This is a genomic window from Vreelandella olivaria, assembly GCF_023507745.1.
In the GTDB taxonomy this organism is placed as follows: Bacteria; Pseudomonadota; Gammaproteobacteria; order Pseudomonadales; family Halomonadaceae; genus Vreelandella; species Vreelandella olivaria_A.
This window is the reverse complement of record NZ_JALPZO010000034.1, coordinates 34,043-46,749: the sequence shown is the minus strand read 5'-3', so window position 1 is coordinate 46,749 and position 12,707 is coordinate 34,043. Positions and strand designations below refer to the sequence as shown.

Sequence of the window (12,707 nt, the reverse complement as noted above, 5' to 3'; positions counted from 1 at the left end):
AGGTCGTATGACCTACTTTATTGATCGCAGACCTAACGCCAAACATAAAAGCGCGGTTAACCGTCAGCGCTTTTTGGAGCGTTACCGGAAGCATATTAAGCGTTCGGTGGAGGAGGCGGTTAACCGCCGCTCCATCACTGATATGGAGCGAGGAGAGAAAATATCGATACCCACCAAAGATATTTCAGAGCCGGTGTTTCAACATGGACCAGGCGGTGCCCGCAATATCGTCTCGCCTGGCAATAAGGAGTTTCTGGAGGGGGATAAAATTCGTCGCCCTGGTGGCCAGGGTGACGGAGGGGGGGCTGGTGAAGGTGGTGCTTCTGACCAGGGAGAGGGCGCCGATGAGTTTGCGTTTACCCTTAGTCGTGAGGAGTTTCTGGAGTTTGTCTTCGACGGGCTTGAGCTTCCTCATTTACAGCGTAAGCCGCTGAAGTCTCTCGAAGAGATCAAAATGGTGAGAGCGGGGCTGGCCCGCGATGGTGTGCCCTCCCGCATTAGCATTACCCGCTCCATGCGGGAAGCTTATGCCCGACGCATAGCGATGCGTGCACCTATTAAACGCGCGCTAAAAGAAGCCCAGGAAGCGCTTGCAGCTGAGGAGCGTAAGGACCCGGTGCTGCGCAACCCCGCACGCATCACTGAGCTAAAAGCGGAAATTGAGCGTCTGGCAAAGCGCATCGAAGCCGTCCCCTTCATCGATACCTACGATCTCCGCTACCACCAACTGGCGGCGCAACCGCAACCTTCCAGTCAGGCAGTTATGTTCTGTGTCATGGATGTCTCTGGCTCCATGACGCAAAACCATAAAGATATTGCCAAGCGCTTTTTCCTGCTGCTCTATCTATTCCTGGAGAAGCATTATGAAAAGGTGGAGCTGGTGTTTGTGCGCCACCATACGGCAGCACGTGAGGTGAGCGAGGAAGAGTTCTTTTACTCACGGGAAACCGGGGGCACGATTGTTTCCAGTGCGCTTACTCTGGTCGATAAAATCATTGAAAAGCGCTACCCCGCCGGACAGTGGAATCTCTATGTCGCCCAGGCATCGGACGGTGACAACTGGGACGATGACTCTAATATTTGCCGTGACCTGCTGGCTAAACAGCTCATGCCACAGTTGCAGTACTACGCGTATGTGGAAATCACTCCCCATGAACATCAATCGCTGTGGCATGAGTATGAGGCTGTGGCCGCACAGTTTCCGGAACGTTTTGCCATGCGCCAGATTGTGGATGCGGGGGATATTTACCCCGTCTTTCGTGAGCTGTTTAAACGCCGCTTAAGCCAGACGCGGTAACACGAGTTGAGGAGTGCGCCATGAGTGTAGCCCGCAAACCGATAGCGACCGGTTCTGACTGGAATTTCAGCGTGCTGGAGCGCTTTGATGAAGAACTCGCCCGGCTTGCTGATGAGTATCGGCTGGATACCTATCCTAACCAAATCGAGGTGATTACCACCGAGCAAATGATGGATGCTTATGCCAGTGTCGGAATGCCGGTGGGTTACCATCACTGGTCGTTCGGTAAACAGTTCCTTGCAGTAGAACAGGCCTATAAGCGTGGCCAGATGGGCCTTGCCTACGAGTTGGTGATTAACTCCAACCCCTGTATTGCCTATTTGATGGAAGAGAACACCCTGATGATGCAGGTGCTGGTGATTGCCCATGCCTGCTATGGACATAACTCTTTCTTTAAAGGCAACTACCTGTTCCGTACCTGGACGGATGCAGAATCCATCGTCGACTATCTGGTATTTGCGCGCAAATATATTGCCCAATGTGAAGAGCGCCATGGTGTACATGCTGTTGAACAGCTATTGGATGCCTGCCACGCGCTGCAAAACTACGGTGTTGACCGTTACAAACGTCCATCACCCATCTCCGCCGAAGAGGAGGCCAAGCGGCAGGAGGAGCGCGAAGCCTACCTGCAGACTCAGGTGAATATGCTCTGGCGAACAATCCCGGAAAGCTCCGCAGGGGCATCCGTACTGCCAGGCAGTTTGCACAGCGACGAGGACCCGTTGGGGCTGCATAGCGGGGGCAGCTATCCGCCCGAACCTCAGGAAAACTTACTCTATTTTATTGAAAAAAACGCACCACTGTTAGCGCCTTGGCAGCGTGAGATCGTGCGGATTGTGCGCAAGCTGGCACAATACTTTTACCCTCAGCGGCAAACTCAGGTGATGAACGAGGGCTGGGCCTGTTTTTGGCACTACACACTCATGAACCGGTTGTACGATGAAGGTAAAGTTGATGAAGGGCTGATGCTTGAGTTCCTGCAGTCCCACGCGGCGGTTATCAATCAGCCAGGGTTTGATAGTCCCCATTACAGTGGCCTGAACCCCTATGCGCTTGGTTTTGCCATTTTTATGGATATCAAACGAATCTGTGAGTCGCCAACGGATGAGGACCGGGAATGGTTTCCTGATATTGCCGGTAGCCCATGGCGGGAGACGCTGGAGTTCGCTATGCGCAACTTCAAGGATGAGTCGTTTATTCAGCAGTTTTTGTCGCCCAAGGTCATGCGTGACTTAAAGCTGTTCTTAATTGTTGATGACGACCAGACCGACATGCTGGAGGTTGCGGCGATTCATGACGATCGAGGGTATCGGCGGGTGCGTGAAGCACTTGCAAACCAGTATGCCCTGTCGGTGCGCGAGCCCAATATCCAGGTGGTGGAGGCGGCCATTCGTGGTGATCGCTCACTTACTCTGCACCATGTCCAGGATAACCGTCGCCCACTTGGCCGCAGTGTTTACCCGGTGATACGCCACCTGCAACAGTTGTGGGGCTTCCCTGTGCATCTGGTCTCCATGGAAGAGGGGCGGGTGACACGCCGCTACCACTGGCCGATAGAGGATGACAACAGTGATGCAAGTCAGTAATGCGTCTAAACGATTACCCCGCGCAGGCGCGGGGTAATCATGTGTTGTTCATCTTGCCGTTGGGCGATTAGCTTTGGGCGATCCAGGACTGGCACCAGCCATCCGGTTCGACGCTGTTCTGAGGGAACAACTGGCAACCTTCCGTGTCGGCATTAAAGAACATGCAGTTAGAGCACAGCTCACCCTCTTCATAGGCAGGGTGATCGCTTGCATCGCTTGCCACTTCAACATAGTTAAGTGCTTGTGCTGTCGATGAGGAAGGGTCTAGGCGGGGCAGTTCTTGGGCAAAGGCCGTTTTCGACAGAATACCTGCACCAAACGGCAGGGCAGCAAGGCCCAGCACGCTGTTACGCATGAACTTACGACGGCTTTGGTTAGCCATGGTATCTCCTTTAATGTCACGGTTTGACGTCTGGTCATAATTAGCGGGTGGTGATCCACCTCTTTAATGCTCCAGCAATTACAATTAGTAAGCCGGAATTATCAATTACATGCTAGCGCATGCTCGAATGTAGTGCGAATAACCTTATGAAAAACGCGACAATTGGTCACGTTCTGCTGTAGTGCTTGGCCCTTCCTGACGGACTGTTATACTCGGCTCGTTGCCAATACGTGATATTGCTTCTTTCACTGTTTCTAGCGAGGGCACTATGCAAAACGCAGTCATTTTAATTAATACCGAAAAAGGCCAAGTCAAGTCGGTAGCCGAACGCCTTGCCGATGTAGAAGGGATCAGTGAAGTTTACTCCACCTGTGGTCGCTATGATTTGGTTGCCATCGCACGTACCCGCGATTTCGAAAGCCTTGCCGAGCTCGTCACTGAGCGCCTTAACGCGGTAGAAGGTATCAGCGATACGGAAACCCTGAACGCTATGCAGGTGCACTCCCGCCACGACCTGGAAACCATGTTTTCTCTTGGCTGGTAATTGAGGTAACAGCGCCTGAAAGCAGTGTGCCTCATAAGAAAAAGAGATTAACGGCAAGGGAGCAAGTCTATTGGGTAAATCGCTTTTGCGCTGGCGTCGCCAGGGAAGACGCCTGGGCATTGCAGTGTTGTTCGTCATCGTCGGAACCGGGTTGTGGGAGTTTCAGGGGCGCCAGCACCAGGATGCTTACACATGGATGGGAGTACCCACCTGGGATGGTTTTCATCCCACGACTTTTCACCGTGTATTGCGTAACGACGGGTTTCTGGTGGGCTGGTCGGATGTTCGGGTAAATCCTCTTTGGGTAAGTTATCAGTTACAAGCCGTGTCTGATGATATCCGTATTGGTCCACGCCCCAATTTTCAGGCCGACTGGCGAACGCTATGGCCAATCAGCACGGATAGCTATGCGGGAAGTGGGTACGACAGAGGCCATATGGCTCCCAACTATGCCATTGCGGCCGTGCATGGACGTAGTGCCCAGATCGATACTTTCCTGATGAGCAATATGTCGCCCCAGCGACCGAACTTAAATCGCCAGCTATGGCAACGCCTGGAAGAGTCGGTGATGGATCATTTCGCGCCGCGTTTTGGTCGCTTGCAAGTGATCACCGGGCCTGTATTCCCCGAGCGCTTTATGGATAACGCCTTCAATCGTGTTGGTTTCGTAGAGGTGCCCGAAGCATTTTATAAAATCATTGTTGCTCCGCACGATGAAGTACCACTGGCACTGGCCTTTATCATGCCCCAGGAGGTGAGGGGTAACGAACCCCTTGAGGATTATCTCGTCACTATTGATGAGGTTGAGGCACGCACGGGACTTAATTTTTTCCCTGACCTGTCAGCAGAAATGGAGGCCGTACTGGAGGGTGAACTGCGCACTGAAGGGTGGGCACTTGAAGACGTCTCCCGCCGTCCAGGCAGGTTTCAATAGGGCGTATAATGGGTATTGAACACCCACTGTTGGAAGGCTCTCATTGGCTCTGTCAGGTGGCGGTGCTGAGGCGTAAAGAGAGAAAGCTTTCCTCGGCTGGGTATGGCGAGCGGCAGCGCCTGCACAAGAGTTCCCTGACGAAGCTCGGCATCTAAAATACGCATCCAGCCTAAGGTCACCCCCTGGCCTGCCAGAGTGGCATTCATCAGCAGTTGAAAGCTGTTGGCGCGTAACGTGTGCAGCGGCGTTTGCCACTTCAGGCCGAGTTCACGGAACCATGTCTCCCAGGTAAGCCAGTCATGGTAGTGATCCTCCACTATCATCAACGTGTGATCTACGAGTAGCTGTGTCGGCTCAATTGCGTGGTCATGTCGCTCCAGGTAGATGGGGCTGCAAACGGCCGTTACCATTTCATGCTCAAAAATGGCGTTAGCGATAAGGCCCGGTGGGTCAACTTCATTAGGAAGATGGTAATAGATGCCAAGGTCGAACTCTGCCAGGTCGAGACGGTGAGGATCCTCTACCGTCAGGATGCGAATTTCGATATTTGGATAAGCCCGCTGAAAGTCAGGCAGTTGGCGTGCCAGCCAGATTGAGGCAATGGTCGGGCTTGAAGCAAGCGTCAGTTGCCTGTTGTCTCCACGGCGCCTGAGGCGTGCGGTTTCATCGCCCAGGTCGCGTAAAAGGCGTTGCACTACTCGAAAGTAGTGCTCTCCAGTTGGGGTGAGTCGCAGTCCTTCATGATGCCGTTCAAAAAGAAGGCGCCCGAGGTCATGCTCAAGGCGCTTGATCTGTCGGCTGACGGCACTTTGCGAGAGATTGAGCTCGCTTCCTGCCTGCGTGAAGCTACAGTATCGTGCGGCAACTTCGAAGGCGCGCAGGCAGGATAGCGGCGGTAAGGCATCACGCATGAATCAACCCTCGAAATAGGGACCCGGTGACGCCAAGTATACCACCGCAGAATAGCGGCTGCCGCCCGACAGAGGGTGAGGTTAGATGGCTGTGCGAGGAATCTCCCGCTGCCACGATTTATCGCTGATCAATGCACTGCCTTCATATGCCTGCTGCTCAGCGCTCAGGTAAAACATGTGCTGATCGCAGTGCAGATGGTAATGGCTTAATACGGTGACAGCAAAGCTGTCCTGCTCTCCTTTCCGGTGGGCACGGTACACCCACTCAATATCAGCGCGTGTGCGGGTCGCATCGTCAGGGTGGCTGGTATATGTTTCCTTGGCGAATTGTTCAACCTGCAAGCCGTGGTCAAGAAACTGAATTTCCCCCATATCATCCTCGATGATAACGCTTACCTCACCGCTGCCGACATCTTCGCTGACCGTGCGCTTGGGTTGGCCGGTGCGAATGGTCGCCACTGCGCAGGGTGGGGCACCTTCGGGTTGCTCGAAAGGCATGGGTATATAAAGCCCCTTGGATAACGGCAGCTCCAGGATGGGCTGGCCTGACTTGAGCGTCAGGTCGGCCCGCTCTTTCGGTGACCAAACCAGCGGAAAGCTGGCGCTGGAGAGGGCGACCCGTAATCGGTGACCCTTTGGTAGCCGGTAGCCGATAAGGTCCATTGAAAGGCGCACCTTGATGGGCTCACCGGGTATGGGTGGCTCAATCGTGCCCACATCGTTGCGCAAGCTCAGGTTCAGCGTGCCGTAGGTAATCAGGGCACTTTTACCCGTCGGAGCCACATCGCACAGGCGAGCATGTAGCTGGCCGCATGCTTTGGCACTTTCCAGCGTTAAGGAAAGAGTGGGTTGACCCAGTATATCCAGCCCTTGTGCATAAGGCTCGGAGTCAAATGTCAGTGAAAGAGCGTCATCACGGCGCTGGTCGGGAGGAAAGTCGGCTCCAAACCATAGTGGAATATACTCACCCTGGAAGGCACCAGTGGTAAGAGGCGATGCAATCAGACGATCCTGGCTGAGGTGGGTATCCGGAGCGAGCCCGTGGTCACCCAGTATCAGGGTGGTGGATTCACACTCGTCTTCAGCCGCTGGCCAGCCATGAGTGCGCACCCACTGCCCCGGCCGCTCCAGGTACTTGGGAGCGGGTGGAACGCCATCCTGAAGATAAAATGTACAGCTGGGCTCATCCATTACGCCTGTCTCAATGTCCTTGAGCCAGTAATCCCACCAGCGCAGCGCTTCCTGCAAAAAGCCAATGGCCGGGTCGGGCAGCGCAAAATGGGGATACTTGTGCATCCAGGGACCCAGCAGTGCCTTCCGTGGGCATTGAAGATGTTCCATCATCCTTGGAATCGTATTGATATAGGAGTCGCCCCAACCGCTTATCATGTAGACGGCCGCTTCAATGCTGGCATAGTCCTCACAGATGGAGCCATGTTGCCAATACCCGTCGCGATGCTGGTGGGTGAGCCAGGTTTCGGCCAGTAGCGGCATATTATCGAGGCGAGACTTCCACATATCTCTCCATTTGTTGCCCACCAGTGCGGGATCTGGCACCGCCGCAGAAAAGCTCAGCATGGTGGCTGCCCAGCCAAGGTTCTCCAGTAGCATATTGCCACCCTTGTAATGGATGTCATCAGCATAGCGGTCGTCGGTTGAGCACAGCGTGATGATGGCCTTAAGCGGTTTCGGGCGTAAGGCTGCAACCTGTAAGCTATTAAAGCCGCCCCAGGATATGCCCATCATGCCGAGCTGGCCGTTACACCAGGGCTGGTTGGCAATCCACTCGATGACTTCAAGCGCGTCTTCCTGCTCCTGAGGGGCGTATTCATCCTCCATTAAACCATCTGATTCGCCGTTGCCGCGCATATCTACCCGGATGCAGGCATAGCCATGGCCAGCGAAGTAGGGATGGGTTAATTCATCGCGAATCGCGGTTCCATCCCGCTTCCGATAAGGAAGATATTCCAGGATAGCGGGAACGGGTTGTGCTTCAGCGTTAACCGGTAACCAGATACGCGCTGCTAAGCGGGTACCGTCAGACAGAGGAATCCAGCTATTCTCTATTTCGCGGGTGTGATGTGGAAAGTCTTGCTTGATATTCATGCTTCACGCTTGTTGCCGGTGGGTGTTGGAACGCGACCAAGCTGTTCCGGATTTTTTAGCCAGACCCACAGCGAACCGGTTGCTATCAGTACGATGAACAGCGCAGGAAGTCCGCCCAGGTTAGACAGCATTTTGACGCCATCAATGCCTACAAAACTCACCATCACCCAGGCGACGATACCGATGATCACTCCCCAGGTTACTTTCATGGTAATCCCAGCGTTAAGGTCTGAATCAGCGGTTAGTCCACGGGTACAGAGATTGCCGATGGCATCGGTCTGAGAATCGGCGGCCGTCACATAAGAGATATAAGCAATGAACAGCAGAATCGGTATCCAAAGTCCGGAGAATGGTAGCTGCTGGAATAGCTCATAGAGGACGTTTTCCACGCCACGTTCACTAAGAGTCGTGTAGAGGTCGATACCGCTATGTGACTGATAGTAAAGCGCAGCCCCAGAAAAAATCAGAATCCAGACGCTGGCAAATAGGGCGGGATAAAGCAGGTTGACGCGAATAAACTCCCTTACGGTGTAGCCACGGGAGATTTTGCCCAGAAACAGGGCGGCAACAGGAGCCCAGGAGAACCAGACTGCCCAGTAAAATATGGACCACCACTGTGGCCACTGGTCATCACCCGCCGTGCCGGTAAATAGGCTTTTAGTAAAAAAATTATCAATAAAGACCCCAAAAGACTCTACTCCGAGAGCCAGACTGAAAATGGTTGGTCCCGCGACAAAGGCAAATACACCGAGAACTAACAGCAGCGCTGCATTCAGTGATGAGAGCCGGGCAATGCCTTTTTGAAGCCCGCTGGCGGCGGAAAGAACGAATGTGGTTACGATGATGGCAACGATAATGCCGAGGCGGATGGGGCTGGTTTCTCCTCCCAGGTATTGCCCAACGCCGCCCGCTAGTGTCAAGGCGCCAGTGCCGAGCGAAGAGGCCATGCCTGCTACCAGGGCATAGAGGGAAACTGCATCAATCAATCCCGCGAAACGTTTGATTCCTGGGCCGAAGAGGGGCTCAAGCATGCTGGAAATAGAAAAGCGGAGGCGCAAGTTATAAAACGCCAGCGCAAAGATCAATGCGGGTACTGCGTAAATAGCGTAAGGCGTGAATGTCCAGTGTAAAAACATGGTCGACATCGCAAACAGCATGGCATCGCTGGTGCCTGCCTCCAACCCGCTTGAATCTGGAGGGCTCATGAAGTGATAAAGCGGTTCAGCGGTGGTCCAAAACAGAACCCCAACGGCCAGGGTGGTGCAAAGAGTGATGGAGAACCAGCGTAAAGGTGATAAGAGAGGCTCTGCAGTAGGGCCGCCAATGCGCACATGGCCAATGGGAGAGAAGTATACGATAACCGCCATCACGAGAAGGTAAAGGCTACCCAGGCTGAAAAGCCAGGAGAAATTGGTCAGGATTGCCGCATTAAGCCGATTCGCAACGGTCAAAAATGCTTCTAAATTGAAATAACTGGCAATGACTGCCGCCAATAGAACTAGAAATGTTGGCCAGAATACCAACGGTCGAAGCGACTTTATCGGCATATTATTCTCCCATTATCGTTATTGCTATGCATGAAGTTCATGGCATAACAACCTAACGCCATCTTAATGCCGGTATAAAGCGAAGAGTGGGAATAGGGGTATGTGCTAAACGCATGGGGCCTTTGCGCAGGTTTGTCTTTCGGCGCATATACCATTCGGTTAGCCAACACGCTATGCGTGAAAATAGTGGTAAGCAGGAGCTGGCAATCAATTAGTAGGTAATGGAAACAGCAAGCGTTGAAAGGTTGCATCAAAAGTGCAGTCTCAACGCCGGAATTAGCGATGACTTGAGCTAAAAGAGCATAACGAGTGTAAGGGATGATCTTAAGCAGAGTGGAGAGCAATGATGCGGACGGGACCATGGCAATGGTGCCCAGGAGAGGACTTGAACCTCCACGTCCATACGGACACTAGCACCTGAAGCTAGCGCGTCTACCAATTCCGCCACCTGGGCGCATCATCGTTATCTGTTGTTTGTATTCGTATGGTGCCCAGGAGAGGACTTGAACCTCCACGTCCATACGGACACTAGCACCTGAAGCTAGCGCGTCTACCAATTCCGCCACCTGGGCGAATACAAACATTATTGAAGTGCTGTATATAAGCACTCCCACTTGCCTTGGCACCGTTTTACACCATGAAAAGGGGATAACATGATGAAATGTGGTGCCCAGAAGAGGACTTGAACCTCCACGTCCATACGGACACTAGCACCTGAAGCTAGCGCGTCTACCAATTCCGCCATCTGGGCAAGTGGCGCGTATGATACCGAGGTCGCGGTTAAATGCAAGCCCCAGAGAGCGTTTTTTGCACCTCAAACCGCATAATTACGCCCCAAGGTGGTTGGGTGATTGAACTTGCGGCGCTATACTGCACTTATGACCAAACAAAACATGACTTTTTTTAGCCCGCTGGTAATTGAAACAGTTGTCAATACAGTGGCTGAATCTCCCCGTACGCAGTTCTTGTCCACTGCGCTTTTTACACGCCTCCCGCAGACGCCATCAAGGATGTTGATCGCATGAAGTATTGGACGTTAAGTGATGATCCACACGCCGAGCGCGAGGCGCAAAAATATGACAACCCCGCGCCCAGTCGTGAATATTTATTAGCTACCCTGGAAAGTTACGGCAAGCCGATTACTCATGAAAACATGAGCCGTATGCTGGGGATTGAAGACGAAGACCACCTGGAGGCCATTCGCCGCCGGTTGGCTGCTATGGAACGAGATGGTCAGGTTCTCCGCGACCGCCGTGGCGCCTATGCACTGATTGATAAACTGGATCTTATCAAGGGTAAAGTGCTTGGCCACCGGGATGGTTTTGGCTTTGTACTGCGCGATGATGGTAAAAAGCCGGACCTCGTGTTGCCTCCACGGCAAATGCGCCGGGTATTCCATGGTGACTATGTGTTGGTGCGCATCAGTGGTCGCGACCGCCGCGGTCGGGATGAAGCTACGATCGCAGATGTAATCGCCCGTAATACGCAAACCATGGTGGGCGTTTATCGTAGCAATACACCAGAATTTGGGGTGCTGATTCCCGAAAATCCGCGGATCACCCAAGAGGTGATTATCCCTCATACGGTCAGCGCTGGTGCGAAAGATGGTCAGGTTATTTCAGCCAGAATTGTTCAGCAGCCGGAAACCCGTGTGCAGCCCGTTGGTGAAGTGATTGAAGTGCTGGGCGAGCGTATGGACCCTGGTATGGAAATTGATATCGCTATTCGCAGCTACGATATCCCTGCGGAGTTTCCCCCAGAGGTACTGGACCAGACCAGTGGCATTTCGGCGGAAGTACTGGAAGCTGATAAGCAGCACCGTGTCGATCTGCGCAACTTGCCACTGGTGACCATTGATGATGAGTCGGCCAAGGACTTCGACGACGCCGTATGTGCCTGGCAAACCAAGTCGGGCAGTTGGAAGCTGTTGGTCGCCATTGCGGATGTCTCGCATTATGTGCGCCCTGGCACGTCACTGGATGATGAGGCGCGCACCCGCGGCAACTCGGTCTACTTCCCTGGTCAGGTAGTGCCGATGCTACCTGAACTGTTGTCGAATGGACTGTGCTCGTTAAACCCTCATGTAGACCGTTTGGTGATGGTCTGTGAGATGAATATCTCCAAGACTGGCGCCATTAGCCGCTATTCGTTCTACGAAGCCGTGATGAACTCCCACGCCCGCCTTACTTATAATAAGGTCGCGGCAATGCTCGATAATGAGAGTGAAGAGGGGTCGGCGCTGCGTAGCGAGCATAAAGAGTTGGTTAAGCCATTGCAGAATCTGCATGCGTTGTACCGCCTGCTGCGTGAGGCGCGTGAAGAACGTGGTGCGATCGACTTTGATACCACTGAAACGGCAATCATTTTTAACGACGAGCGCAAGATCGAAAAAATCGTGCCGCGTAGCCGTAATGATGCCCACAAACTTATTGAGGAGTGCATGCTGGCGGCGAATGTGGCGACGGCACGTTTCCTTGATAAACACGATCTACCAGCGCTTTATCGTATCCATGAGCGCCCGACTCCCGAGCGTCTTGACAAGCTGCGTTTATTCTTAAGCGAGCTGGGGTTGTCTGTTGGTGGTGGGGATATGCCGACACCGCAGGATTATCAGGCGCTGCGAGAAGCCATTGTTGATCGTCCGGATGCCGATATTATCCAGACGGTTATGCTGCGCTCAATGAATCAGGCAGTCTATTCACCGCAGAATGAGGGGCACTTTGGCCTGGCTTATCAAGCTTATGCCCACTTCACCTCGCCCATTCGCCGCTACCCTGATTTGTTGGTGCACCGCGCTATTCGCTCGGTTATCCGTGGCCCACGCCAAACCAATACTGTGGTCCGGGTTGAAGGCGCTCCGGTCGATCCGCCAAGCAAATGGTGCCCTTATACCTTTGAACAGATGCTTGAGCTGGGTGAGCACTGCTCGATGACGGAGCGGCGGGCCGATGAGGCAACCCGAGATGTTGAAAGCTGGCTCAAATGCGAGTTTATGTCGGACAAGCTGGGCGAGACGTTCGAAGGTACTATCGCTTCGGTGACTCAATTTGGCCTGTTTGTGCGTCTGGATGCTTTCTTTGTTGAGGGGTTGGTTCACGTTACTTCGCTGCCTTCTGATTATTACCACTATGAAGCAGAGAAGCACCGTCTCAAAGGGGAGCGGACAGGCACAACCTATCGGTTGGGCGATGGCCTTACTGTTCAGGTAGCGCGTGTCGATATGGATGACCGTAAGATTGATTTCGCGCTGGCGGATGACAAGCCACGCCCGCGCCGTCAACCGCGCAAGCGTTCAGGCGGAGAAGGCAGGGCAGAAGCAAAAGCGGATAAGCAGCCTACCCGTCGTGGCCCTCGGCGTACCCGTAACGGATCGCGTAAACCATCGCCGAATAAGGGGTAA

At 53.5% G+C, this 12,707-nt stretch carries 9 protein-coding genes and 3 tRNA genes; 5 read left to right on the top strand and 7 right to left on the bottom strand.

Translation table 11 applies throughout. The features are described 5' to 3' along the window. Positions 1–7: 7 nt before the first annotated feature. Both HP566_RS02925 and HP566_RS02920 read left to right on the top strand, forming a co-directional pair. Complete coding sequence (locus tag HP566_RS02925; protein WP_249975768.1) at positions 8–1,297, top strand: YeaH/YhbH family protein; 1,290 nt, start codon at positions 8–10, stop codon at positions 1,295–1,297. 20 nt (positions 1,298–1,317) lie between these two features. Continuing rightward, positions 1,318–2,883 carry a SpoVR family protein gene (locus HP566_RS02920; RefSeq protein WP_249975767.1) on the top strand — a complete coding sequence of 522 codons (1,566 nt, stop codon included), beginning with the start codon at positions 1,318–1,320 and terminating at the stop codon, positions 2,881–2,883. Between the two features lie 67 nt (positions 2,884–2,950). On the opposite strand, the gene HP566_RS02915 is transcribed toward HP566_RS02920, so the two are convergent. Continuing rightward, positions 2,951–3,265: a high-potential iron-sulfur protein gene (locus HP566_RS02915; RefSeq protein WP_249975766.1), complete on the bottom strand. Its 315-nt coding sequence runs from the start codon at positions 3,263–3,265 to the stop codon at positions 2,951–2,953. 268 nt (positions 3,266–3,533) lie between these two features. Here HP566_RS02915 and HP566_RS02910 point away from each other — a divergent pair, with 268 nt between their 5' ends. Together HP566_RS02910 and HP566_RS02905 are read left to right on the top strand one after the other, a co-directional pair. After that, positions 3,534–3,809, top strand: a complete 276-nt coding sequence (locus HP566_RS02910) for an Lrp/AsnC family transcriptional regulator (protein WP_249975765.1) — start codon at positions 3,534–3,536, stop codon at positions 3,807–3,809. Between the two features lie 70 nt (positions 3,810–3,879). After that, the gene (locus HP566_RS02905; RefSeq protein WP_249975764.1) at positions 3,880–4,743 is read left to right on the top strand and encodes a DNA/RNA non-specific endonuclease; all 864 of its coding nucleotides are present in this window, start codon (positions 3,880–3,882) and stop codon (positions 4,741–4,743) included. Here the strand turns inward: HP566_RS02905 and HP566_RS02900 are convergent. The 6 genes from HP566_RS02900 to HP566_RS02875 form a co-directional block, all read right to left on the bottom strand. Beyond that, on the bottom strand, positions 4,737–5,654 hold the full coding sequence (locus HP566_RS02900) for a LysR substrate-binding domain-containing protein (RefSeq protein WP_249975763.1): 918 nt from the start codon (positions 5,652–5,654) through the stop codon (positions 4,737–4,739). The genes HP566_RS02905 and HP566_RS02900 overlap by 7 nt on opposite strands. 81 nt (positions 5,655–5,735) lie before the next feature. After that, positions 5,736–7,760 (bottom strand): CocE/NonD family hydrolase, encoded by a 2,025-nt coding sequence (locus HP566_RS02895; protein ID WP_249975762.1) that lies wholly within the window; start codon positions 7,758–7,760, stop codon positions 5,736–5,738. Further along, positions 7,757–9,307: a BCCT family transporter gene (locus tag HP566_RS02890; RefSeq protein WP_249975761.1), complete on the bottom strand. Its 1,551-nt coding sequence runs from the start codon at positions 9,305–9,307 to the stop codon at positions 7,757–7,759. The genes HP566_RS02895 and HP566_RS02890 overlap by 4 nt, the downstream gene beginning before the upstream one ends. Positions 9,308–9,674: 367 nt before the next feature. Beyond that, positions 9,675–9,761 (bottom strand) — tRNA-Leu (locus HP566_RS02885). Positions 9,762–9,792: 31 nt separating this feature from the next. After that, a tRNA-Leu gene (locus tag HP566_RS02880) sits at positions 9,793–9,879 on the bottom strand. Positions 9,880–9,971: 92 nt separating this feature from the next. Beyond that, a tRNA-Leu gene (locus tag HP566_RS02875) sits at positions 9,972–10,058 on the bottom strand. Between the two features lie 270 nt (positions 10,059–10,328). Here HP566_RS02875 and rnr point away from each other — a divergent pair. Then, the gene (rnr, locus tag HP566_RS02870; protein WP_249975760.1) at positions 10,329–12,707 is read left to right on the top strand and encodes a ribonuclease R; all 2,379 of its coding nucleotides are present in this window, start codon (positions 10,329–10,331) and stop codon (positions 12,705–12,707) included.